General features: G+C 63.6%; 17 protein-coding genes. 15 read left to right on the top strand and 2 right to left on the bottom strand.

Annotated features, from left to right (window positions below; all coding sequences use genetic code 11):
- Positions 1-94 precede the first annotated feature (94 nt).
- The 14 genes from hydA (at position 95) to ACTXGA_RS20655 (ending at position 14,560) form a co-directional block, all read left to right on the top strand.
- Complete coding sequence (hydA, locus tag ACTXGA_RS20720) at positions 95-1,498, top strand: dihydropyrimidinase (protein ID WP_443396578.1); 1,404 nt, start codon at positions 95-97, stop codon at positions 1,496-1,498.
- Positions 1,495-2,295, top strand: coding sequence for a maleate cis-trans isomerase family protein (locus ACTXGA_RS20715; RefSeq protein ID WP_443396576.1), 801 nt, complete (start codon positions 1,495-1,497; stop codon positions 2,293-2,295). The genes hydA and ACTXGA_RS20715 overlap by 4 nt, the downstream gene beginning before the upstream one ends.
- Entirely contained in the window at positions 2,292-3,320 is a 1,029-nt protein-coding gene (locus ACTXGA_RS20710) for a TRAP transporter substrate-binding protein (RefSeq protein ID WP_443396574.1), read from the top strand. The genes ACTXGA_RS20715 and ACTXGA_RS20710 overlap by 4 nt, the downstream gene beginning before the upstream one ends.
- Before the next feature lie 62 nt (positions 3,321-3,382).
- Positions 3,383-3,937 carry a TRAP transporter small permease subunit gene (locus tag ACTXGA_RS20705; RefSeq protein WP_443396572.1) on the top strand — a complete coding sequence of 185 codons (555 nt, stop codon included), beginning with the start codon at positions 3,383-3,385 and terminating at the stop codon, positions 3,935-3,937.
- 1 nt (position 3,938) lies between these two features.
- Entirely contained in the window at positions 3,939-5,240 is a 1,302-nt protein-coding gene (locus ACTXGA_RS20700) for a TRAP transporter large permease (protein WP_443396571.1), read from the top strand.
- A complete protein-coding gene (locus ACTXGA_RS20695) occupies positions 5,237-6,568 on the top strand; it encodes an amidase (RefSeq protein ID WP_443396570.1) in 1,332 nt (443 codons plus the stop codon). The genes ACTXGA_RS20700 and ACTXGA_RS20695 overlap by 4 nt, the downstream gene beginning before the upstream one ends.
- A complete protein-coding gene (locus ACTXGA_RS20690; protein ID WP_443396569.1) occupies positions 6,565-7,245 on the top strand; it encodes an aspartate/glutamate racemase family protein in 681 nt (226 codons plus the stop codon). The genes ACTXGA_RS20695 and ACTXGA_RS20690 overlap by 4 nt, the downstream gene beginning before the upstream one ends.
- Positions 7,246-7,404: 159 nt before the next feature.
- Positions 7,405-9,006: an ABC transporter substrate-binding protein gene (locus tag ACTXGA_RS20685; RefSeq protein WP_443396568.1), complete on the top strand. Its 1,602-nt coding sequence runs from the start codon at positions 7,405-7,407 to the stop codon at positions 9,004-9,006.
- 58 nt (positions 9,007-9,064) lie between these two features.
- The gene (locus tag ACTXGA_RS20680) at positions 9,065-10,018 is read left to right on the top strand and encodes an ABC transporter permease (protein ID WP_443396567.1); all 954 of its coding nucleotides are present in this window, start codon (positions 9,065-9,067) and stop codon (positions 10,016-10,018) included.
- Between the two features lie 3 nt (positions 10,019-10,021).
- Positions 10,022-10,912: an ABC transporter permease gene (locus ACTXGA_RS20675; protein ID WP_443396566.1), complete on the top strand. Its 891-nt coding sequence runs from the start codon at positions 10,022-10,024 to the stop codon at positions 10,910-10,912.
- Positions 10,899-11,948: an ABC transporter ATP-binding protein gene (locus tag ACTXGA_RS20670; RefSeq protein ID WP_443396565.1), complete on the top strand. Its 1,050-nt coding sequence runs from the start codon at positions 10,899-10,901 to the stop codon at positions 11,946-11,948. Before ACTXGA_RS20675 ends, ACTXGA_RS20670 begins: the two co-directional genes overlap by 14 nt.
- Complete coding sequence (locus tag ACTXGA_RS20665) at positions 11,945-12,922, top strand: ABC transporter ATP-binding protein (RefSeq protein ID WP_443396564.1); 978 nt, start codon at positions 11,945-11,947, stop codon at positions 12,920-12,922. The genes ACTXGA_RS20670 and ACTXGA_RS20665 overlap by 4 nt, the downstream gene beginning before the upstream one ends.
- A 4-nt stretch (positions 12,923-12,926) precedes the next feature.
- Positions 12,927-14,099, top strand: coding sequence for an amidase (locus tag ACTXGA_RS20660; protein WP_443396563.1), 1,173 nt, complete (start codon positions 12,927-12,929; stop codon positions 14,097-14,099).
- Positions 14,096-14,560, top strand: coding sequence for a RidA family protein (locus ACTXGA_RS20655; RefSeq protein ID WP_443396561.1), 465 nt, complete (start codon positions 14,096-14,098; stop codon positions 14,558-14,560). Before ACTXGA_RS20660 ends, ACTXGA_RS20655 begins: the two co-directional genes overlap by 4 nt.
- Here the strand turns inward: ACTXGA_RS20655 and ACTXGA_RS20650 are convergent.
- Positions 14,557-15,477: an N-carbamoyl-D-amino-acid hydrolase gene (locus tag ACTXGA_RS20650; RefSeq protein WP_443396560.1), complete on the bottom strand. Its 921-nt coding sequence runs from the start codon at positions 15,475-15,477 to the stop codon at positions 14,557-14,559. The two genes, ACTXGA_RS20655 and ACTXGA_RS20650, sit on opposite strands and share 4 nt — an antisense overlap.
- 413 nt (positions 15,478-15,890) lie before the next feature.
- Here ACTXGA_RS20650 and ACTXGA_RS20645 point away from each other — a divergent pair, with 413 nt between their 5' ends.
- Entirely contained in the window at positions 15,891-17,840 is a 1,950-nt protein-coding gene (locus tag ACTXGA_RS20645; protein WP_443396558.1) for an acyl CoA:acetate/3-ketoacid CoA transferase, read from the top strand.
- Positions 17,841-18,030: 190 nt separating this feature from the next.
- Here the strand turns inward: ACTXGA_RS20645 and ACTXGA_RS20640 are convergent, their stop codons facing one another.
- Positions 18,031-23,829: a hypothetical protein gene (locus ACTXGA_RS20640; protein ID WP_443396557.1), complete on the bottom strand. Its 5,799-nt coding sequence runs from the start codon at positions 23,827-23,829 to the stop codon at positions 18,031-18,033.
- Between the last annotated feature and the right edge of the window lie 55 nt (positions 23,830-23,884).

Here is a 23,884-nt window from a genome sequence, read left to right as displayed (position 1 = left end):
TTCTAATTTTGAGAATACAACCTTGCCTATTTTGTCATGGTTGGCAATCGAAAGCCTCGCTAGCGTTTGGTCGAACGCGACAGGAACGGTGGGTATGCAGGGCCAACTTTCAACACATGATACGGTGATCTCCGGCGCGCGGGTTGTGACACCCGCCGGGGCGGCACAGTGCGACATCGGCATCCGGGATGGGCGCATTGTGACGCTGGGCACCGGTTTGTCGGGCGATGAGGTGATCGACGCGACCGGTCTGATCGCCATGCCCGGCGGCATCGACAGCCATGTGCATATCGCCCAACCGTCCGGACCGGGGATCGAGATGGCGGATGATTTCGCTAGCGCCACCCGTGCGGCGGCCTGTGGTGGGAATACGCTGGTGATGCCCTTTGTCCTGCCTGATGGGGATCAAAGCCTGCGCGAGGCGACCGCCGCCTATCTTGCGCGCGCCGAGGGCCAGTGTCTGACAGACATCTCCTGTCACCTGATCGTCAAGAGCGCCGATCCCGTCACGCTGGGGCAGGATCTGCCAGCCTTGATCGCGCAGGGGCTGACCAGCTTCAAGGTGTTCATGACCTATGAGGGGATGCGCCTGAACGATGCCGAGATCCTGCAGGTGATGGATGTCGCGAAAGAGCAAGGCGCGCTGACGCTGATTCACGCGGAAAACGAAGACGCCATCGAGTTTCTGCGCGACAAGGCGGAAAGGGCAGGGGACACCGCGCCGGTGTTCCATGCGCGCTCTCGCCCGGTGCCGGTGGAACGCGAGGCCACACACCGCGCCACCACGCTGGCCGAAGTGGCGGGCGTGCCGCTGATGGTGGTGCATGTGTCGAACGGTGCCGCGCTGGAGGAAATCCGGCGCGCCAAGGAACGGGGCGTCAAGGTCTACGCAGAGACTTGCCCGCAATACATCACGCTGACGGCGGATGATCTGGACCGTGCCGGGTTCGAGGGGGCGAAATGGGTCTGCTCTCCGCCGCCGCGCGATACGGGCGAACAAGCGGCGATCTGGGCGGGGCTGGAGCAGGGGGCGTTTGATGTGTTTTCCTCTGACCATTGCCCGTTCCGCTTTGCCGATGAAAAGGGCAAGGACGCGCCCGGAGCGCGGGCCTCTTTCCGCAACATTCCCAACGGGATTCCGGGGGTCGAGACGCGCCTGCCGATCCTGTTTTCCGAAGGGGTCAGCAAGGGGCGTATCAGCCTCGAAGCGTTTGCCGCGCTGACTGCCACCAACCACGCGCGCATCTACGGCCTGACGGACAAGGGCGCGCTGATGGTGGGCAAGGATGCCGATATCGTGCTGTGGGATCCGACGCTGACAAAGGCGATCACCCAAGGCGACCTGCACCACGGGTCGGACTACACCCCGTGGGAAGGGTTCGCGGTCACCGGCTGGCCGGTGCGGACCCTTTTGCGCGGCCAGACCGTTATGGAAAACGGCGCGCCCGTGGGCGCGGCCATTGGGCGGCATATCGCGCGCGACAAGGTGGCGGCATGAGCTATCCCGCCGTCGAACCCCGCCGCGTCGGGATGCTGACGCCCAGTTCCAACACCGTGTTGGAACCCTACACCAGCGCCATGTTCGCCCCCTTTGGTGAGGCGGCCAGCGCGCATTTCGGCCGTTTCCGGGTGGTCGAGATTTCCATGTCCGATGCCAGTCAGGCGCAGTTCACGCTGGAGCCGATCCTTGAGGCCGCCGAGCGGCTGGCCGAGGCGCGCCCGCACCTGATCGCCTGGAACGGAACGTCTGCCTCTTGGCTGGGGCTGGACAAGGACCGCGCGCTTTGCGCGGCCATCACCGAACGGACAGGCGTGCCCGCGACGTCGACGATCCTTGCCTATGACGCGCTGCTGCGGGGCATGGGGGTCAAAAAGCTTGGTGTGGTGACGCCCTACGTCGAAGAGATCGAAACCCGGATGATCGCGAACTATGCGGGGCAGGGGATCGAGGTCGTCAGCGCCAATAGGCTGAACGACAAGGGAAATTACAGTTTCGCCACCTATCCGCCCGCACAGGTGGGCGCGATGATCGAACGCGTGGCAGAGGCAAAGCCTGACGCCATCGCCGTTGTCTGCACCAATTTTCGCGGCGCGCCAGAGGCCGCGCGCATCGAGGACGCCACGGGCATTCCGGTGCTCGATTCCGTCGCCGTCACGGCGGCGTATTGCCTGTCGCGGGTCGGGCTTGATCCCGCGCAGGTCACCGGCTGGGGGGGCGTATTCCGCACTGTTGCCGCCCTTGGTCTTCCACCACTCACAACTCCTCATTCCGAAACCGAAGGAACATCGACATGATCCGCACTCTTGCCTGCGCGGCGGCGCTGACCGCCCTGTCCCTGCCCGCCGGGGCCGAGACGTTCCGCGTCATGGGCCAGCCGGTCGCCACCGGCCTGATCCAGAAGAACGTCGAACAGCCGTTCTTTGAAAACTTCGCCGCCGAAACCGGGTTGGAGGGGTTCACTGCGGACTACCAGCCGGTCGACGTGACCGGCATCAAGGACACCGAACAGCTGCGCATCCTCAAGGGCGGGCTGTTCGATATCGTGTCGCTGCGCCTGTCCCAAGTGTCGCGGGATGAGCCGACGATCCTTGGTCTGGACCTTGTGGGGCTGAACCCGGATTACGCCACGGGCCGCGAAACGGTCGAGGCCTTTGCCCCGATTGTCGATGCACGCCTGCAAGAGCGGTTCAACACCAAGCTGCTGGGCGTCTGGCCCTTTGGTCCGCAGGTGCTGTTCTGTGAGCCGGAAATCGGATCGCTGGCAGATCTCAAGGGGCTGAAGGTGCGGGTCTATGACCAGAACCTTGCCGAGTTCGTGTCGCTGGTGGGTGGCACGCCGGTGCCCATCGGTTTCCCCGAGGTGCAGCAATCGCTGGCGCGCGGCGTGGTGGATTGCGCCATCACCGGCCCGTCCTCGGCCAATTCCGCCGGCTGGCCCGAGGTGACGTCGTATACCCTGCCGATCGCCTTCCAACTGGCGATGAACGGCTATGGCATCAATCTGGACACCTGGAACAAGCTGTCGCCGGAAGAGCAGGAAAAACTGCAGGCCGGGTTTGACAAGCTGACCGACAAGATCTGGACCTATTCAGAAGAACTGTTCGTCGATGCGGTGAACTGCAACACCGGCGCCGAACCCTGCGAGACAGGCACGAAATATGACCTCGTGCTGGTCGAACCCACGGATGTGGACAAGAAGCTGGTCGGCACCGCCGTGCCCAACGTGTCCTTCCCGGCGTGGGCCGAGGTTTGCGATGCAACCAACCCCGGCTGTTCCGATGCCTGGACCAAGGCCGTGACGGCCAAGGACAGCATGTAAGCCGGACCTGCGCCCGGACCGTCCCTCCCTGCGGTCCGGGCGATATTATCAAGGATACCCCGATGGATCGCCTCGCCACTTGGATCAGCCGCCTGTTCGGTTGGTCGCTCTTGTTTCTGTCCGGTTTCGTCGCGCTGGAAACGCTGCTGCGCAAGTTGTTCAACACCTCGTTGCAGGGTGCGGATGAACTGGGCGGCTATATCCTCGCCTTCGGGGCGGCGCTGAGTTTCATCGTCGCGATGGTGGACCGCGCGCATATCCGCATCGATGTTCTGCACGCGCGGATGCCGATCTGGACGCAGGCGCTGGTGGACTGGCTGGCGGTCTTGTCGTTGGCGGTACTGGGGCTGTTTTTCCTTTATGTCGGCTGGTTCGTGATTTCTGACACGCTGGCCTATGGATCGACCGCCGCAACGCCCTGGCGGACGCCACTGATCTGGCCCCAATCGGCTTGGTACGCGGGGCTGGCGGGCTTTGCGCTGCTGTCCTTCGTCCTGTTGGCGCGGGCGAGCCTGCTGTTCTTTACCGGTCGGCACCGGGCACTGGCCGCGGCGTTCAACCCGACCTCTGCCGAGGACGAGTTGAGCGAAGAACTGACCCAGATGAAAGGCCGCTGAGATGAGCATCTTTGACGTCGCCATCGGGTTTACCATCATGATGGGCCTGCTGCTGGCAGGGCTGCCGGTGGCCTCTGTCATGGTCGCCATGGGCGTGCTGGGGGGCATGATCCTTTACGGTCCGGTGCTGTTGCAAAGCATGGGACCAGTGATCTGGGGCACCTCGAACGAACCGGTGCTGACCGCGATTCCGCTGTTCATCCTGCTGGGCGAGCTGCTGCTGCGCTCAGGGCTGGCGGACCGAATGTATGGTGCGCTGGCGCTGTGGCTGGGGCGGCTGCCGGGCGGGCTTTTGCATACCAACATCGGCTGTTGCGCGCTGTTTGCGGCCACGTCCGGCAGTTCCGTGGCGACGGCGGCCACCGTGGGCACCGTGGCGCTGCCTGCGCTGGAGGAACGCGCCTATCGGCCCTCGCGATCCTTGGGGTCATTGGCGGCGGGCGGCACCTTGGGCATTCTCATTCCGCCTTCGGTCAACCTGTTGGTCTATGGCTCATTGGCCAGCGTCTCTGTCGGGCAGTTGTTCATCGCGGGTGTTGTGCCGGGCATTCTGCTGACCATGCTGTTCATGGCCTTTATCGCCGTGCAGGACATCCTGACCCACACCGAAAAGCGCGATGACGTGGTGATCCCGTGGTCCGTGAAAGTCGCCGCGCTGAGGCATCTGGTCCCTGCCGCAGTGGTGTTTCTGATTGTCATGGGGTCGATCTATCTGGGGATTGCGACTCCAACGGAAAGCGCGGCCCTTGCCGTGGTCGTGGCACTGGGGTTTGTCGCGGCCGAGGGCAAGCTGTCGCTGGCCTTTCTCGACATTTGTTTCCGCAAGACCGCCAAGACAACGGGGATGATCCTGCTGATCATCGTCGCGGCCTTTACCCTGAATGTGACGCTGGCCTTGGGCGGGATAACCGGGGTGATTTCCGCGTGGGTTGCGCAGCAGGGGCTGACCATGGTCGAGCTGCTGTTCGCGCTGATGCTGTTCTACCTGATCCTTGGCATGTTCATGGACGTGCTGTCGATGCAGGTGCTGACGATCCCGATTTTCGTGCCGATCGTGGTGCAGGCGGGGGTGGACCCGATCTGGTTCGGCATCTTCGTCGTGCTGATGTGCGAGCTGGGGATGATCACGCCACCAGTTGGCATGAACCTGTACGTGGTGCAGGGCGTGCGCGGCGATCGCGGGCCGTTCTCGGACGTGGTGGCGGGGGCGGTGCCCTACGCGGGGCTGATGCTGCTGTTCACCTCGGCACTGATCTTCTGGCCGAAGGTGGTGACTTGGCTGCCGCAGGCCGTAGGTCGATGAGGGATCTGACCGTGACCGGAATGGACGCCACGGCACTGCTGGCCGCCTATGCAGAGGGCCGCGCTGACCCGGTAGAGGTGACGCGCGCCCATCTGGACCAGATCGCGGCGACGGACGGCCGGTTGAACGCCTACAGCGCCTTGTCGCGCACTGCCCTGCACGAGGCGCGAACCGCCGCGCAGGCTCTGCGGGTGGGCGGCACGCCGGGGGCGCTGAACGGTGTGCCGGTGATCGTCAAGGACAACCTCTGTGCCGCCGGGATGCCGGCCGCATGGGGCAACGCTGAACTGGCGCAAAGAACGGTCGACCGGGATGAATTGCCAGTGGCGGCATTGCGCGCGGCGGGCGCGGTGATCCTGGGCAAGGGCAACACGCCGGAATTCGCCGTCGAGGGCTATACCGACAACGCCACCTTTGGCCCCACACGGCACCCGGTGGACCCGGCGCTGACGCCGGGCGGATCCTCTGGCGGTGTCGTCGCGGCGGTGGCCTCGGGCATGGCGGTGGCGGGTCTGGCGACCGATGGCGGCGGTTCCATTCGCCGCCCTGCGGGCTACACCGGGCTGTGGGGGCTGAAACCGGGGATCGGGACGGTGCGGCGTGGCGACGGCCTGCCGCAAGTACTGCTGGACCTGGAGGTCGTGGGGCCGATCACCCGATCCGCGCGCGACCTTGAGCTGTTTCACAGTGTGCTGTCGGGACAAGGGGCAATGGCGCCGGGCGCCTGCCGTATTCTTGCGGTCGGCCTGCTGGGGGATGCGCCCTGCGATCCGCTGATCCGCGACTGCTTTGCCGTCACGGTCGACCGTTTGCGCGGGCTGGGACATAAGGTGGTCGAGGGCGGCCTGCCTCTGGATCTGAACCCGCTGAACGCGGTCTGGTCGGGCATCGCCGAGATCGGGCTGGCGCATCTCGGTCGCAGCGATCCTGCCTTGCTGGCCAGTGCCGCCGAGAAATATCGCGCGATGGCGCGCGCAGGCGACGGGGCCAGCGCGGTGGATCTGTATGAGGCCATGACCCGCATCTTTGCCCTGCGGGAGGCGGTGCGCGGCCTCTGGGGTTATGACGCAGTGCTGATGCCCACGGCGGCGGCGATGCCCTGGCCTGCGGCCATCGCTTATCCTGCGCAGATCGATGGCCAGCCGGTCGGGCCGCGGGGCCATGCGATCTATACCGGCTGGGTCAACGCGGCGGGCCTGCCTGCGCTGGCATTCCCGGCGGGGCAGGGGGGCGCGCTGCCCATCGGGATGCAACTGATCGGGGACATGGGGGCAGAGCCGCTGCTTTTGGGGCTTGGCACCATGCTGGACGCGGGGCCGGGGGCGTGAGCGTTCTGTTGATGAACCCCAATGCCAACGCCGCCACGACGGTGGCGATGCTGGAAATCGCACGGCGCGATCTACCGGAGATCACCGGATGGACTGCGCCGCGTGGGCCACAGATGATCATTGATCAGGACGCGCTGGAGGCCGCCGCAAAGTTGGTGGCCGAGGCGCGGATACCAAAGGTTTCAGGCGTGATTGTCTCTGCCTTTGGCGATCCGGGGCGCGCTGCGCTGGCGGCGCGGCAGGCTTGCCCGGTGATCGGAATCGGCGCGGCCTCGGCCCGTGCCGCCAAAGGGCGACGCTTTGCCGTGGCAACCACGACGCCGGCACTGGCAGAGGCGATCGACCGCATGATGACGCCCTACGACGGCTATGTCGGCTGTTACCTGACCCCGGACGATCCGCTGGCGCTGATGGCGCATTCCGCGCGGCTGGACGCGGCGCTGAACGCGGCGGTTCTGCGGGCGGCAGAAGAGGGTGCGGAGGTTGTCATCATCGGCGGCGGCCCCCTTGGCGAGGCGGCAGAGCGGCTGTCGGCGGACAGCCCAGTGCCGCTGATTTCGCCGATTCGCGCGGCCTGTGCCGAAATGCGCGACATCCTTGGGTTGAGCGATGGCGAAAGTGGTGTTTCCGCGCCGCAGAAAGAGGCGTCAGATCCTGACCAAAAGGTCAAAAAATAAGCACTGCGCTGCGATGCAGCATAAAAGTGTCCGCCGAATGCAGGTTCCCGCTGGGCGCAGGGAAAAGCCCCGGTCAGAGTTTTAGGAAACAAGGGTTGGCGTCAGATCGACCTCTAATGTGAAGGAATAACAATGACTTGGAAACACAAGGAGGTATCCATGCCGAAATTCATCAGAGGGGCAGTGGCAATCGCGACAGCGGTCGCGTTGTCCTGTGCGTCGATTGCAAACGCCCAGGGTGTGCTGCGCGTCGGCATGACCGCAGCCGACATTCCGCTGACCACCGGCCAGACCGATCAGGGCGGCGAAGGCATGCGGTTCATGGGCTATACGGTCTACGATTCGCTGATCGAATGGGACCTGACCAGCGCCGACAAACCGTCAGTCCTGATCCCCGGTCTGGCGACCGAATGGTCGGTGGGCGAGGACGAACTGACATGGACCTTCACCCTGCGCGAGGGCGTGACCTTTCACGACGGTTCGCCGCTGACGGCCGAGGTGATCGTCTGGAACCTCGACAAGCTGCTGGACGATGGGTCCGAGCAATATGACCCGCGCCAGTCGGCGCAGGGCAAGAGCCGCATTCCGGCCGTCGCATCTTATGAGGCGGTCGACGATCTGACCCTGACCATCACCACGAAGGTCCCCGATGCGACGCTGCCCTATCAGCTGGCGTGGATCCTGATGTCGTCCAAGGCCAACTGGGAAGCGATGGACAAGGATTGGGAAAAGGTCGCCATGTCGCCCTCGGGCACCGGTCCGTGGAAACTGGACACCTTCGTGCCGCGTGAACGCGCCGAACTGGTGCCGAACCCGGACTACTGGGATGAAACCCGTATTCCCAAGCTGGACAAGATGGTGCTGATCCCGCTGCCGGAACCCAACGCACGTTCCGCCGCACTGCTGTCCGGTCAGGTCGATTGGATCGAAGCGCCTGCACCCGACACCATCCCGGCGATGACCGGCAATGGGTTCGTGATCTCGTCGAACGCCTATCCGCACAACTGGACATGGCACCTGTCGCGGCTGGAAGGCTCGCCGTGGAATGACATCCGCGTGCGCAAGGCCGCCAACATGGCGATCGACCGCGAAAGCATGATGCCGCTGCTGGGTGGCCTGATGGTGCCGGCCAAGGGCTTCCTGCCGCCGTCCTCCCAGTGGTTCGGCAACCCCGAGTTCGATCCGTCCTACAATCTGGAAGCGGCCCAGGCGCTGATGACAGAGGCCGGGTTTGGCCCCGACAACCGACTGACGGTCAAGGCGCTGATCTCTCCCTCCGGTTCGGGCCAGATGCTGCCGTTGCCGATGAATGAATACGTCCAGCAGAGCCTTGCCGAGGTCTGGATCGACGTAGAATTCATGGTCGTGGAATGGAACCAGATGATCAACCTGTGGCGGGCCGGGGCCGCGGACGAGGCCGTGGATGGCGCGCAGTCGATCAACTTCACCTACTTCATCCAGGATCCGTTCACCGGCCTGATCCGCCACCTCGACGAGGGTCTGATCGCGCCGAACGGCACCAACTGGGGCCACTACAAGGACCCGGAAATGCAGGCGCTGTTTGAAGAGATCAAGACCACCTTCGACCCCGAGGCACAGACCGTCGTGTTGCAGAAGACGCACGAGAAATACGTCAACGAGGCACTGTTCCTCTTTGTGACCCATGACGTCGCGCCGCGCGCCATGAGCCCCAAGGTCGAGGGCTTTGTTCAGGCGCAGAACTGGTACCAGAACTTCTCTTCCATCTCGATGGCCGAGTAAGTCAATCGCCCCCGCCGCAACCTGTGGCGGGGGCATCCGGAACAGAAAGCCAAACCCCGTGCTCAGCTATCTCATCCGCCGCATCCTGCTGGTCCTGCCCGTCGCCTTTGGCGTGTCGGTCATCTGTTTCCTGTTGGTTCAGATCGCCCCCGGCGATCCGTTGACCGCCATCATGCCGATCGACGCCACGGCCGAGGAACAGGCCGCCATGCGCGCGGCCTATGGCCTCGATAAACCGCTGCCCGTGCAATACGCCATCTGGATCGGGAACCTCGCGCAGGGCGACATGGGCAAGTCCATCGCCACCGGACGCCCCGTCGCCGCCGAAGTATTCGGCGCGGTTGAAAACTCTCTGTTGCTGGCGGTTTCGGCGGCGGTGATCGCCTTTCCCATCGGCATCTTCCTTGGCTTTCTCGCGGGCTATTTCCGCGACACCTGGATCGACCGCGCGGTAACGGCGCTGTCTATCACCGGCGTGTCCGTGCCGAATTACTGGCTGGGGATCGTTTTGGTCATCATCTTTTCCGTGAACCTTGGCTGGCTGCCTTCGATGGGGGCGGGACCCGGTGGCTCGCAAAGCTGGGCCTGGGACTGGGCGCATATGCGCCACCTTGTCCTGCCCGCCGTGACGCTGGCCGTGGTGCCCATCGGCATCGTGGCACGCACCGTGCGGGCGCTGGCGGGCGACATCCTGAGCCAGGATTTCGTCGACGCCCTCTATGCCAAGGGCATGAGCCGCGCTGACGTGCTGCGCCACGTCGCCCGCAATGCCGCCGCCACCGCGCTGTCGGTCATGGGGCTGCAACTGGGGTATTTGTTGGGCGGGTCGATCCTGATCGAGACGGTGTTCAACTGGCCCGGCTCCGGCTTTTTGCTGTCGAACGCCATCTTCCAGCGCGACCTCCCACTGTTGCAGGGGACCATCCTGGTGCTGGCGCTGTTCTTCGTGGCGATGAACCTGATTGTCGATGTGGTTCAAGCCGCCATCGACCCCCGTATCCAGAGGACGTGACGTATGGCCATGGCTGACTCAACCACGATCCCCGCCGTCAAGAAAGTCGAGAAATCCAAGGGCTACTGGTCCGGTGTCGGTGCTCGGCTGATCCGCGACCCGCTGACGATGTTCTGCCTTGCGGTGATCGCGGCGTTGATCCTGTCGGCGGTCTTTGCGCCCTATCTGGGCCTTGCCGATCCCTACAAGGGGTCGATGATCGCCCGGCTGAAACCGATTGGCGCGCCGGGTTATCCGCTGGGCACCGATGAGCAGGGCCGCGACATGCTGGCCCGGCTGATCTATGGCGGGCGGCTGACACTGTTCATCGGGCTGATGCCTGTGGTCATCGCCTTTTTCGCGGGGTCGATCTTTGGGATCACCGCCGGTTACGTCGGCGGACTGACCAACACCATCATCATGCGGACGGTGGACGTGTTCTTTGCCTTTCCGTCCGTGCTTCTGGCCATCGCCATTTCCGGCGCGTTGGGGGCGGGGATCGTCAACAGCCTTGTGTCGCTGACCATCGTATTCATCCCGCCGATCACGCGGGTGGCCGAGGCGGTCACGTCCGGCGTCCGCAAGCTGGACTACATCGACGCGGCCCGCGCCACCGGCGCCAGCGCGTGGACAGTGATCCGGGTGCATGTGATCGGCAACGTGCTGTCGCCGATCTTTGTCTATGCCACCTCGCTGACATCGGTCTGCATGATCCTTGCCGCAGGTCTGTCCTTCCTTGGCATCGGGGTGCGCCCTCCGGAACCCGAATGGGGGCTGATGCTGAACACGCTGCGGTCCGTCATCTACGTGAACCCGTGGCTGTCGGCACTGCCGGGCGTGATGATCTTTATCACCTCGCTATGCCTGAACCTGCTGAGCGACGGTCTGAGGAGTGCGATGAATGTCCGTGACTGACACCTATCAGCCGTTGCCGGACACCGGCGGCCCGGCGCAACCGCTGATCCGCGTGACCGGCCTGCAAAAGTACTTTCCCGTCCGGGGCGGCGTCCTTGGTCGCACGCAGGCCAAGGTGCAGGCGGTCGACGGCGTGTCCTTCGAGGTCAAGAAGGGCGAGACTTTGGGCATTGTCGGGGAATCCGGCTGCGGCAAGTCCACCACTGCCAAGCTGCTGATCGGGCTGGTGGAAAAGGACAAGGGCGAGATCGTCTTTGACGGTCAGGCCCTTGGCGAGCGTCTGTCGCTGAAAGAGTTGCGGCGCGGCGTGCAGATGGTGTTTCAGGACAGCTATGCCACCCTGAACCCGCGCCTGACGATCCTCGATTCCGTAGCCTTTGGCGCAAGGGTGCAGGGTTTGGACAACCCAGAGGACCTAGCCCGCAAGATGATGGACCGGGTGGGGCTGGACCCCAACCGCTTTGCCCATCGTTATCCGCATGAACTGTCCGGCGGACAGAGGCAGCGGGTGAACATTGCCCGCGCATTGGCCATGTCGCCGCGTCTGGTGGTGCTGGATGAGGCGGTATCGGCGCTGGACAAATCGGTCGAGGCGCAGGTGCTGAACCTGCTCAACGATCTGCGCGAAGAATTCGGCCTGACCTATGTTTTCATCAGCCATGACCTGAACGTGGTGCGCTATATCTCTGACCGGATCCTGGTGATGTACCTGGGCGAGGTGGTCGAGGTCGCGCCGGTGGACAGCATCTGGCAAGAGCAGGCGCATCCCTACACGCGCTCCTTGTTTTCGGCGATGCCGTCGATGGACCCGGACAACCGGACCAAGGAGCCGCCGCTGGCGGGCGACCCGCCCAACCCGATCAACCCGCCCTCGGGCTGCCGGTTTCACACCCGCTGCCGCTTTGCCAGTGCAGTCTGCAAGGTGGCCGTTCCGAAACTCTCGGGGCTGGCGCGCAACGGCGATCACATGGTCGCCTGCCACTTGCACGACGCAGAGTCCGGCCATCCCAAGGCGGGGCAGGGGGTGCCGGAATGACCAAACTGCTGGAGATGAAGAACCTAAACGTGCGCTTCAAGGGCAAGCGCACCGTTCATGCGATCAACGACGTGTCGCTGTCGATGGAACAGGGTGAGACGATGGCGCTGTTGGGCGAAAGCGGGTCCGGAAAGTCGGTGACGCTGAAGACGCTGTTGGGGCTCTTGCCGCCGAAACGGTCAGAGGTCGATGGCACGATCCATGTGAACGGTACCGACATCATGTCCCTGCGCGGCAAGGCGCTGCAACGGTATCGCGGCGGTGAGGTGTCGATGGTGTTCCAGGAACCGGCGCTGGCGCTGGACCCGGTCTATACCGTCGGTCACCAGATCGCGGAATCTGTCATGCGGCACAAGGGCGTGAACAAGGCAGAGGCCATGTCGACCGCGCTGGACATGCTGGACCGGGTGCGCATCCCGTCTGCCAATCGGCGGCTGCACAACTATCCGCACGAACTGTCCGGCGGGATGCGGCAGCGGGTGATGATCGCGCTGGCGCTGGCCTGCCGCCCGCGCCTGTTGCTGGCGGATGAGCCGACCACCGCGCTGGATGCAACGGTGCAGATCCAGATCCTGCTGCTGTTGCGAGAGTTGCAGAAGGAATTCGGCATGGGGGTGATTTTTGTCACCCATGACATCGGCGTGGCCGTGGAAATCTCCGAGAGGATCGCCGTGATGTACGCGGGCCAGATCATCGAAGAGGGCACCACGCACGAGATCATCCGAGACGCGCGCCACCCCTATACCCAAGGGCTGCTGGCCGCGAACCTGCACGATGTGGCGCGCGGTGAACGCCTGTCCGCCATCCCCGGCGCGCCGCCCGCGCTGGAGGTGCGTCCGGACAGTTGCCCCTTTGCGCCGCGCTGCCCCGTGGCGATGCCCGAATGCCGCGCTGACCTGCCGCCGATGCTGTCGCCCGGCGACCGCCGCCGCGTGGCCTGTCTGCGCGCCGCCGAACCCATAGCCGCCGAGTGAGCCGATGCTGATCGACAAAGACCCCTATCATTGTTTCATGCCCTATCCGCCCGTCGCGGTGCCGAATGGCGAAGGCCCGCTGAACGGCTTGCGGCTGGCGGTCAAGGATATCTACGACGTCGCCGGATATCGCACCGGCAATGGCAATCCGCTTGCCCTGGCCATGTCAGAGGTCAAGGACAGGACCTGTCCCGCCGCGCAGGCGCTGCTGGACGCGGGCGCCGCGTTCGTGGGCAAGACGCACACGGATGAGCTTGCCTGGTCGATGTACGGGATGAACGCGCATTTCGGGTACGTGCAGAACCCTGCGGCGCCCGGACGGATCACCGGCGGGTCCTCCTCTGGGTCGGCGGCGGCAGTGGCGGGAGGCTTGGCCGATATCGCCATCGGGTCGGACACCGGCGGATCGGTGCGCGCCCCGGCCAGTTTCTGCGGGCTCTGGGGGATGCGTCCGACGCATGGGCGCATCTCGCTGGAGGGCGTCATGGAGCTTGCGCCCAGCTATGACACTTGCGGGCTGTTTGCGCGCGACGGTGAGACGTTGTTGCGGGCGCATTCGGTGCTGCAAACCGATGATGCGCCTTTGCCTGACATCCCCCGCCTGTTGTGGCCGGTCGAGATGATGGATCAACTGGGCGCGGAACAGCGCGCGGTCTGCGAGGCCGGGTTTGCCGGGTTGGACGCCGCCCCGCTGGAGGGATTGTACCTGGATGGGGTCGAACCTGCCTATCAGACCTTCCTGACTACGATGGGCGCGGACGCCAAGGCGCATATCGTGCCCTACATCCGGCAATCCGGGATGCCGCTGGTGCGCGGTATCGACGGCCGTGCCGCCGCAGCCGAGGCGCTGACCGAGACCGAGATTGCCCCCGCACGCAAGGCCCGTGCCGCCTTTACCGCCCATGTGCAAGACCTGCTGGGCAGCGACGGCGTGATCCTTGCGCCGGTGGTGCATGACGCGCCGTTCCACTTTGATGCGCCGGTCGAGGTCTTCGACGGCTATCGGCATGTCTCGCAGAAGCTGCTCTGTGTGGCGGGGCTGGCGGGTCTGCCGCAGGTGGTTTTTCCGGCGGGCAGGGTCGACGGCGCGCCATATGGCCTGTCACTGATCGGGCCGCGCGGGTCCGACCTGTCGCTGATCCGCCTTGCCATGACATTGCAAAAGGACGTCGCATGACCTGCGCTATCGAAGAGAAACTGGCCGGTATGGGCCTTGCCTTGCCGCCATCGGCCCCGTCGCGGGCGCTGTACCTGCATGGCAAGGTGACCGGCAAGACGCTGTTCCTGTCCGGCCACATCTGTGAGTGGGAAGGCGTGCCGAAGTACTTTGGCCCGATGACGCCCGCATCTGACATCGAAGAGGGGTATGCGGCGGCGCGGATGTGCGCGCTGAACCTGCTCTACAACATCAAGGCGGTGACCGGGTCGCTGTCCTCTGTCGCGCAGGTGGTCAAGCTGAATGGCTATGTGGCGGCGACGCCGGATTTCGGCAAGGGGCCGGCGGTGGTCAACGGCGCCTCGCAGCTGTTCATGGACCTATACGGCGAGGCGGGGCGGCACGCGCGCACCGCCGTCAATGTCGCCTCTTTGCCGGAGCTGGCACTGGTCGAGGTCGAAGCAGTGGTCGAACTGCATTAGCCCCGTGGCATGGTCAGCAGCCCGTAGTCGCCGGGCTGCCGGTGCAGGGCGAAATCAAACACGTTGCGCCGGATCTCGGCGCAGCGGCCCAGGTCGACACGGGCGGTGATCACCTCATCCGCGACCGTGGCCGCACGGGCAAGGATCTCTCCGGTGGGGGCCACGATGCAACTGCCGCCGATCAGGTCACAGCCTTCTTCACGGCCCGCCTTGGCCGCCGCCACCACCCACATCCCGTTCTGGTAAGCCCCGGCCTGTAGCGACAACTCGTTGTGAAAATACTGCAGGTGATCGTGCTCTGGCGCGGGCGGGTAGTGCAGCGGCGTGTTGTAGCCCAGCATGACCATCTCGGCCCCGCCAAGACCCAGCATGCGCCATGTCTCGGGCCAGCGGCGGTCGTTGCAGATGCACATCCCAAGTTTGCCGCCCAGACCGTCAAAGACCGGAAAGCCAAGATCGCCCTTTTCGAAATAGCGCTTTTCCAGATGCTGAAAGGGCCGCCAGTCCTGATGGTCGGCGTGTCCGGGCAGGTGGATCTTGCGGTATTTGCCGGTGATCCGGCCGTCCTCGACAAAAATTGCCGTGTTGAAATAGCGCCCATCGGGCGTCTTTTCGGCATAGCCGAGGTGGAAGGCGATGTTCAGGTCGCGGCCAAGGTCGAACAGTGGCTGCACCACCAGATTTGGCATGGCGGTTTCGAACCATGGGTCAATCTGGGCGGGGTCCTCCATGAACCAGCGTGGAAAAAACGTCGTCAGGGCCAGTTCGGGAAAGACGACAACACGCGCGCCTTGGTCATAGGCGGTTTGCATCAACGTGCATAGCCGGGCGACCACCTCTTTACGGGGTTCGTCGCGGGCGATGGGGCCTAGCTGAGCGGCGGCGGTGACAAAGCTGCGGTCGGTGGTCTGCGTCATGGGGGGCGCCTTGTGGAAGTTTTCCGCCAGCGAATCCGAAGTGCGCAGGATTGTCGCCAGAAATCCGTCCGCGAGGTGGAAATCTGCCAATCGCGACCCGGCTTTGCCTGCGAATGCGGCGCAGTTACATGACCTTGGTGCCGAATTACTCCGAAGCGTTCCCTCGAACTCGCGACGGCACTGTTTCAATCGGCTCCGGACATCCGCGAACCGAGGGGAGGGAGCGACTACGGAAATGAATGGCGCAGACGTTGCCGCAGCGGTCTTCAGGCCGCGCAAAGACCACAGAAGTTTGTTACCGTTGGGCAGCTTACCAGTGCCGCGCTGTTCTTGTGCCCAAACATCGCCGAAAATATCGCCGGGACCGCATTGCCATTTGATGGCGAGGGGACCGTATCCTGAGGACGTAACAGATGAAGAACAAGGTTGTTTCTGCAGCTGAGGCCGCCGCACTTATCAAGGACGGCGATACGCTGACCACTTCGGGATTTGTCGGGATCGGTGTCCCGGATGAGCTTTTGGCGGCGATCGAGACCCGGTTTCTGGACACGGGGCACCCGCGCGACCTGTCCTTGGTCTTCGCCGCCGGGCAGGGGGACGGCAAGGACCGGGGCCTCAATCGGCTGGGCCACGAAGGTCTGCTGAAACGGGTGATCGGTGGGCATTGGGGGCTGATCCCCAAGGTCGCGGCGCTGGCGACCGCAGGCAAGATCGAGGGCTGGAACCTGCCGCAGGGATGCATCAGCCAACTTTATCGCGATATCGCCGCGGGCAAGCCGGGGATGTTGTCCAAGGTCGGGCTGGAGACATTCGTGGACCCGCGCAACGGCGGCGGCGCGATCAACGATATCAGCACCGATCCGCAGGTATCTTTGATGGAAATCGGCGGCGAAGAGGTGCTGTTCTACCCGTCGCAAAAGCTGACAGTGGCCCTGTTGCGCGGCACGACCGCGGATGAGGCGGGCAACATCACGATGGAACGTGAGGCGCTGTGCATCGACAACCTCGCTCAGGCGATGGCGGTCAAGAATTCCGGCGGCGTCGTCATTGTTCAAGTTGAACGGATGGCGCGCGCCCGGACATTGCCAGCCCGCGACGTGCACATTCCGGGAATTCTCGTCGATGCGGTCGTCGTGGCGCGCCCGGATCATCACCTGCAAACCTACCGCACGGCCTTCAGCCAAGGGTTCACCAACCGGATCCGTACGCCCGAGGGTGAGATTCCCAGCATGGCGCTGAATGCGCGCAAAGTCATCGCGCGGCGCTGCGCCTTTGAACTGCCGGTCAATGGCGTGGTCAATCTGGGGATCGGGATGCCCGAAGGCGTGGCATCCGTCGCCGCCGAAGAGGGGCTGTTGGAGCATCTGACCCTGACGGCCGAACCCGGCGTCATTGGCGGTCAGCCTGCGTCGGGCCTCGATTTCGGGGCGGCCGTCAATTGTGACGCCGTGATCCCGCAGAACAACCAGTTCGATTTCTACGATGGTGGCGGGCTTGACATGACATGCCTTGGACTGGCGCAGGCGGATGCTGCGGGCAACGTCAACGTGTCCCGTTTCGGGCCCAGACTGGCGGGGGCGGGTGGCTTCATCAATATCTCGCAGAACGCCCGCAGCGTCGTCTTTGCCGGAACCTTCACGGCCTCCGGGTTGGACATTGCGATCACAGAGGGTGCGGTCAACATTCGGCGCGAAGGATCGGCCCCGAAATTCCTGACAGAGGTCGAACAGATCACCTTTTCCGGGGCGCGGGCGGCGCGACTGGGCCAGCCGGTATTGTATGTCACCGAACGCTGCGTGTTCGAACTGACAGTGCAGGGATTGAAGCTGATCGAGATTGCGCCCGGTATCGATCTGGATCGCGACATTCTTGCGCTGATGGACACGCCGCCCGTGATCGAGGATTTGCAACTCATGGACCGGCGCGTTTTTCTGGAGGGGGAGATGGGGCTCCGGCAGGATCTGCTGAAGCTCGACCTGCCAGACCGGATCGCCTTCGACCCCGCGACGGGGATGTTGTTTCTCAACTTCGAGAAGATGCGCATCCGTAACCGGGAAGAGGTTGACCGGGTGGGGCAACTGGTGGCCGACCTGTGCAAGAGCCGGCCCGGACGGGTCGACGTGGTTGTGAACTACGACGGCTTCCGCATCGACGAAGACCTGGAAACCGTCTGGGGCCGGATGGTGTCGGACCTGACTGACCGCTATTACCGTATCGTTTCGCGTTACTCCGGCTCTGCTTTCATGCGCATGAAATTGGGAGAGGTGTTTCCCGACGCAAGGACGCATATCTTCGAGAACAGCGATCAGGCGCGGTCATTCGTTGCGCAAGGTGCAGGTGAGGTGCTGCGGGGCAGAGAGTGACGGTACCCGGCCTCGGCAGGCAGACACGGCAAACCGCTTGCCGGCAGTCGTCGCCAACATAGGTGCACGGCCCGCCATCCGCCGGTTGCCAGCGGATGAGAGATCAGACTCGTCTCTGCCCTGATCATCCTCTCAACATTCGCTATCGCAATGCCTCGGGGTCGCCCCGGTCGGGCAACCCCGCGACGGGTCAAAGTACGAAGTCGGCCGCCGTCAGGCCGATGACATTCGCCACCCTGATTTCTGCATCCGGGCTCAATGTCGCGTCGGTGTTGATCTGAACGATTGTCGATCCCGACGGGGTCTCGAAAAGGCGCACCTGATCGGCCGCCGTGAAGGGACCCGTGCCGACGAAGGTCAGGGTGCCTGCGGACAGGGCCGACAGATCGATGATGTCCAGCCCCGACTGGAAGTCCAGTATCTGGTCCCTTGCCACACCCGATCCGGCGTCACCAAGGGATTGGAACAGGAAGGTGTCCGCATCCGCGCCCCCGGTCAGGAAGTCCAGATTGGCGCCGCCCATCAGCGTGTCTTCGCCTTCTCTTCCCCGCAGGACGTCCGTGCCGTTGTTTCCGTTCAGGGCATCATTTCCAAGCCCGCCTTCCAGCGTGTCGGCCCCGTCTTGGCCGAACAGGGTGTCGTTGCCGTTCCGCCCGATCAGCTTGTCGGCCCCGTTATTGCCATGCAGCACGTTCCCGCTTCCGTCCCCGCGCAGGATGTCGCCAAAGACTGACCCTTGCAGATTTTCGACATCAACATAGGTGTCGCCCGCCGCCTCTCCGGCGTTCAGGCCCGGGATCTGGAGGTCGGCGATCACTGCCGCCGCCGCCCCGGCATAAGACGCCGTGTCACTGTCTGCCCCACCGATGAGCCGGTCTGCGCCCAGCCCTCCGATCAGAGTGTCATCCCCGTCGCGCCCTGTCAGCGTGTCGTTGCCATTATCGCCATTCAGTTGGTTCGCGCTGGCATTTCCCCTCAGAATGTCACCAAAGGCTGACCCCAGCACGTTTTCCACATCGACATAGGTGTCGCCCGCTGCCTCTCCGGTATTCAGGCCGGGGATCTGGAGGTCGGCGATCAAACCTGCGGATGAGCCGGCATAGGACGCCGTGTCATCGTCCGCCCCGCCGATGAGGCGGTCTGCGCCCAGCCCGCCGACCAGCGTGTCATCCCCATCGCGCCCGATCAGCGTGTCATCCCCAAGGCCGCCATCCAGCCCGTTCGCATTGGCATCGCCGCGCAGAATGTCGCCAAAGGCTGATCCCAGCAGGTTCTCGACGTCGACGTAGGTGTCGCCCGCCGCCTCTCCGGTGTTCAGTCCGGGGATCTGGAGGTCGGCAATCAAACCCGCCGCCGCCCCGGCATAAGATGCTGTATCGCTGTCGGCACCGCCCAGGAGTTGGTCTGCGCCCAGCCCGCCAATCAGCGTGTCATTCCCATTGCGGCCGATCAGCGTGTCATTCCCGCCGCCGCCATCAAGCGTGTTCGCAGCGGCGTCGCCGCGCAGGATGTCGCCAAAGGCGGACCCCTGCAGAGCCTCGATGCCCACGTAGGTGTCGCCCGCAGCCTCGCCGGTATTCAGGCTGGGGATCTGGAGGTCGGCAATCAAGCCCGCTGCCGCCCCGGCGTATGACGCGGTGTCGTCGTCGGCACCGCCTACCAGATGGTCTGCACCCAGCCCGCCGATCAGCGTGTCGTTCCCGTCACGTCCGATCAGGGTGTCATTCCCGCCTCCGCCATCCAGCGTGCCGGCGCTTGCGTCCCCACGCAGGATGTCGCCAAATCCGGACCCCTGCAGGATCTCGATATCCACGTAGGTATCGCCGTTTGCGTCACCTGTATTGGCGGCGGGCGTGAGCAGGTCTGCGATAAGCCCGCCTGCGGCTGTCATGTAAGAGGCGGTATCGATCCCGACGCCGCCGATCAGGCGATCCATTCCAAGACCGCCAATCAGTATGTCGTTGCCCTCACGCCCGATCAGCGTGTCGTCACCTGCAAAACCCTCGATGGTGTTGGCGTTGGTGTCGCCTCTGAGGCTGTCGCTGTGTAGCGACCCCTGAAGGTTGTGGATATCGACATAGGTATCCCCCGCAGCCTCGCCCGAGTTCAGTCCGGACGAACCGAGATCGGCGATTAGCCCGCCAAGGGCGCCGATATAGGACGCCGTGTTCAAACCGGTGCCCCCGATCAGCCTATCAGCCCCGGTACCGCCCACCAGGGTGTCATGGCCTGCGCGTCCGATCAGCGTGTCATTGCCCGCCAGACCGACCAGCATGTTGGCACCGGCATCCCCGCGCAGGTTGTCTGAATGGTGCGAGCCGACAAGGTTTTCGACCCCTGTGTAGGTATCGCCATTGGCCTCGCCGGTGTTCAGCGCCGAGGTGTCCAGATCCGCGATCAGGCCCGCTGCGGCGTCTTCGTATGAGGCAGTATCTTCACCTGTGCCGCCGATCAGGTCATCCGCTCCAAGACCGCCAATCAGGAGATCATTGTCAGCACCGCCGTCGAGATGGTCATTCCCGGCGCCTGCCCGAAGCGTGTCTGCGCCGCCGCGGCCCGCCAATGTGTCGTTGCCGTCGTCGGTTTCCAGACGGTTGGCAGCCGATGATCCCGCCAAATCAATATCGATGGCGCCGACGTAACGGGCGTTCTCGACCGAAACAAGAACATCGCGAAGGGTGGCTATCCCCCGGCCGCCACTGTCGCCGGACTCAAGGTCCGTTTCCACGATAATCGAACCGGGAACGAACCCGGACAGGTCAACAAAGATCGCGTCAATTCCGGCACCGCCGTCAAAGTAGTCCGACCCTGTATTCATGATCCAAAGATCGTCACCGTTCCCGCCAAGCATCGAGTCGTCGCCCGATCCGTCGTTGAACTCGTCGTCACCGCCGCCGCCGGTCAGGGTGTCATCGCCGCCCTCTCCGTCGAAGCGAATACCGCGCGTCAGGCCTGCGGCGCTCATGCTATCGGCAACGTCGGTGCCCCGGACCTCATCAATTTCGGTAATCTGGTCGGTGGCGCCAAAGCCATCCAGAATAGTGCCAGCAAAAAGATCCGCGACAATCCCGTTGGCGCCGCCACTATTAGCGTCTCTGGAATAGTCCGCCCGATCCCAGGACGAGGATCCGGTGATCGTGTCATTCCCGTCCAGTCCGCGAAAGCTGATAAAAGACAGAGCTGCGGCGCCGATCAGCGTATCGGCTTGAGAGGTTGCCCTGACCGCCTCCATCCCGGTGAAGGTATCCGTGTCTCCAAATTCGTCAGTCGCCATCCCGGTGGCAAAATTGACCGTGATGGCCCCGGTGTCGCCATCAAAGTACTGAAGTTCATCATAGCCACCGGCCCCGTGCATGGTGTCATTGCCGCGTCGCCCGGCCCAGCCTTCCCAAATTGCATTGGCGGAGCCATTGAATAGGTCATTGTCCTGCGAGCCCTCGAAATTGTGAGCGTAGGTGAATGAATCGTTCACCACGCCCGGCGTGTTTGACATCACCGTGCCGGTGCCATTTGCGCCCACCGTCAGAACAAGCCCGCCGGTCCCGGACAGATCGCGATAGCTAACGTCTATGCCATCCGTAGCAAATAGCGCGGCATGCCCGATGATGGTGTTGCTGCCGCGCCCGGGCATGATGAAGTCGCCCCAAAAATTGGTTGCGGCACTGCCGCCGCTTGCGTCCAGCGTATCGTCGCCGTCTCCGCCTTCCAGGAAATCGTTGCCATCACCGCCGAACAACTGGTCGTTGCCATCACCACCGATCAGGGCGTCGTGTCCGGCCTCACCGCGCAGAGTGTCGTTGCCGTCGTTGCCTTCCAGGGTGTTGTCAGCGCCATCGCCTCTGATGGAGTCGTTCAGGCTGGTCCCACGCACGCGCTCGAAGCCGTTCACGGTGTCATTGTCGCCAAAGGTGTCGGTGGCAGTCCCGGTCGTCAGATCGACGTTAACCGACAGCGTGCCATCCTCACCGCTGTAGGCCAGAAGGTCTCGGTCACCTGCGCCGCCGTTCAGAGTGTCATTGCCGGCACCGCCCTCGACATAGTCGTTTCCGCCGCGCGCATCGATGGAGTCGTTTCCGCCCTTGCCGACGAGGCTGTTGTCATTGCCGTCACCAAGTAGAGTGTCGTCGAACCCGTTGCCGGTGACATTCTCGATGCCGATCAGCGTGTCCGTGTCGCCGTGACCATCGGTTGCGGTGCCTGAAACAAGATCGGCATGAACACCGCCTGGGTCGTCGCGATAGTCCGCGCGGTCTGCATCTCCGGCACCACCGTCAAGTGTATCGTTGCCGTCACCGCCGCGCAGGGTGTCGCGTCCCGCGCCTCCACGTAGCGTGTCATTGCCGTTCTCGCCACGGAGGTCATCATCGGCACTGCCACCCAGAATGGAATCGTCGCCGTCGCGCCCACGCAGCGACCATCGATCCGTGGACCCGCTGGCGTCTATTACGTCAGCTTGAATGGATCCCGTCAACTCATCGATGTTGATCAGGGTATCGGTATCGCCGAAGGTGTCGGTCACCATGCCTGTGGCAAGATTGGCGACGATGCCAACCGCCCCTCCGCCATAATGCTGCTCAGCGTCGTAGAAGACGGCATTGAACCCGCCGAGACCATTGATCACGTCGTTGCCAGCCAGCCCGACAAAACCTTCCCACCGATCTTCGCTGGACCCGGTGATCGAGTCACTGTCCATGGAGCCTTCGAAGAAGTGGATGAATGAGAAGGTGTCGTTCACCTGACCTCCGGCGCCTGTTACGGTGCCTGTCCCGTTGACGCCAGAAACGATGGTCACGCCGCCATGCCCCTGAAGATCGCCATAGCTGAGGTCCGCGCCTTCGCCGGTTGCCCAGTGCCCGGCGTGACCGATCACCTGATCGCTGCCAAGGCCGGGGCGGATATAATCGCCAAAGCCCTGCGTGCCGGCGGACCCTCCGGAGGCGTCCAGAACGTCATTCCCGTCCCAGCCTTCAAGGAAGTCGCGGCCGTCTCCGCCGCGCAGGGTGTCATTGCCGTCACCGGCCCAAAGCTCGTCATCTCCGCTGCCGCCGATCAGCGAGTCGTGGCCATCATCGCCCTGAAGTGAATCCTCGCCGCCGCCGCCCTGCAGGGTATCGTCACCGCTGCGGCCCCGCAGGTGGTTGTCGTTTCCGTCACCGATCAGGGTGTCATTGCTGTTGTTGGCCGCGTCGATCCGCTCAATCCCGCTGAGCTGATCGGTGTATCCGACGCCGTTCCAAAGGTAAGTGGCGGCGCCCGAGACGAGATTGACATTGACGTTTGTGACCTGACCGTTGTCATAGCGAGCCCGGTCAAAACCGCCAAACCCGGTGATCGTGTCGTTGCCGGCGCGCCCCCGGAAACTGTCATCGAAATCGCTGCCGAGCAAGCTGTCGTTCAGGTCCGTGCCCTGAAGTTCGATCCGCCCCGGGTCACCGGAAATGCTGATCGTTTCGACATTGCCGAAGCCGTCGTTGAAGATGTCACCCGTACGCAGGTCGATCGACACGCCGCTTGAGGGGGCGAGCGAGAGACCAAATCTGAAATCCAGTCGGACAGTGCTGAAACCGTTGAATGTGATGTTGTAGGAATCCGCGCCTTCGCCGCCTGCGAAGGCAAACCATCCCGAGGTTCGCGCATTCAGGGTAAAGCTGTCTCCGGCTGTCGTACCGGTGAGCATCACGCCGTCGCCGGTGCCGGCATTGAAATCGGTGGCAGGGCCGATCCCATTGAAGGTGTCCGTGCCAAGGCCCGCCTTTATGACGGACCCCGTATCGTTTTGGGCGTCGATGTTCGCAGTGATCGGCCCGGCGAGGCCGCCATAGGTGATTTCGTAGAATGAGTTTGAATTGCTGCCGGTGAAGTCAATCAGGTCGGAACCGCCTGAACCTTCGATCCTGTCATACCCGTTATTCGCGCCCGGAAGATAAGTGTCATTCCCGGCTGTGCCGATCAGCGTGTCATTTCCTGGTGTGCCATTGACGATAGCCATTTCCGTCCCCCCAAAAAAATTGCTTTTCGAAACCACCTACTCCTATTGAACTCCG

The sequence above is a fragment of the Antarctobacter jejuensis genome, assembly GCF_052266595.1.
Classification (GTDB): domain Bacteria; phylum Pseudomonadota; class Alphaproteobacteria; order Rhodobacterales; family Rhodobacteraceae; genus Antarctobacter; species Antarctobacter jejuensis.
This window is presented reverse-complemented; position numbering and strand designations above follow the sequence as displayed.

Excerpts from the sequence above, each read along its gene's own strand:
- ACTXGA_RS20700 (WP_443396571.1), top strand. The coding sequence starts at position 3,939 with ATGAGCATCTTTGACGTCGCCATCGGGTTTACCATCATGATGGGCCTG.
- ACTXGA_RS20660 (WP_443396563.1), top strand. The coding sequence starts at position 12,927 with ATGCTGATCGACAAAGACCCCTATCATTGTTTCATGCCCTATCCGCCC.
- ACTXGA_RS20650 (WP_443396560.1), bottom strand. The coding sequence starts at position 15,477 with ATGACGCAGACCACCGACCGCAGCTTTGTCACCGCCGCCGCTCAGCTA.
- ACTXGA_RS20645 (WP_443396558.1), top strand. The coding sequence starts at position 15,891 with ATGAAGAACAAGGTTGTTTCTGCAGCTGAGGCCGCCGCACTTATCAAG.
- ACTXGA_RS20670 (WP_443396565.1), top strand. The coding sequence starts at position 10,899 with ATGTCCGTGACTGACACCTATCAGCCGTTGCCGGACACCGGCGGCCCG.
- ACTXGA_RS20695 (WP_443396570.1), top strand. The coding sequence starts at position 5,237 with ATGAGGGATCTGACCGTGACCGGAATGGACGCCACGGCACTGCTGGCC.
- hydA (WP_443396578.1), top strand. The coding sequence starts at position 95 with ATGCAGGGCCAACTTTCAACACATGATACGGTGATCTCCGGCGCGCGG.
- ACTXGA_RS20710 (WP_443396574.1), top strand. The coding sequence starts at position 2,292 with ATGATCCGCACTCTTGCCTGCGCGGCGGCGCTGACCGCCCTGTCCCTG.
- ACTXGA_RS20715 (WP_443396576.1), top strand. The coding sequence starts at position 1,495 with ATGAGCTATCCCGCCGTCGAACCCCGCCGCGTCGGGATGCTGACGCCC.
- ACTXGA_RS20675 (WP_443396566.1), top strand. The coding sequence starts at position 10,022 with ATGGCCATGGCTGACTCAACCACGATCCCCGCCGTCAAGAAAGTCGAG.
- ACTXGA_RS20655 (WP_443396561.1), top strand. The coding sequence starts at position 14,096 with ATGACCTGCGCTATCGAAGAGAAACTGGCCGGTATGGGCCTTGCCTTG.
- ACTXGA_RS20640 (WP_443396557.1), bottom strand. The coding sequence starts at position 23,829 with ATGGCTATCGTCAATGGCACACCAGGAAATGACACGCTGATCGGCACA.
- ACTXGA_RS20705 (WP_443396572.1), top strand. The coding sequence starts at position 3,383 with ATGGATCGCCTCGCCACTTGGATCAGCCGCCTGTTCGGTTGGTCGCTC.
- ACTXGA_RS20685 (WP_443396568.1), top strand. The coding sequence starts at position 7,405 with ATGCCGAAATTCATCAGAGGGGCAGTGGCAATCGCGACAGCGGTCGCG.
- ACTXGA_RS20665 (WP_443396564.1), top strand. The coding sequence starts at position 11,945 with ATGACCAAACTGCTGGAGATGAAGAACCTAAACGTGCGCTTCAAGGGC.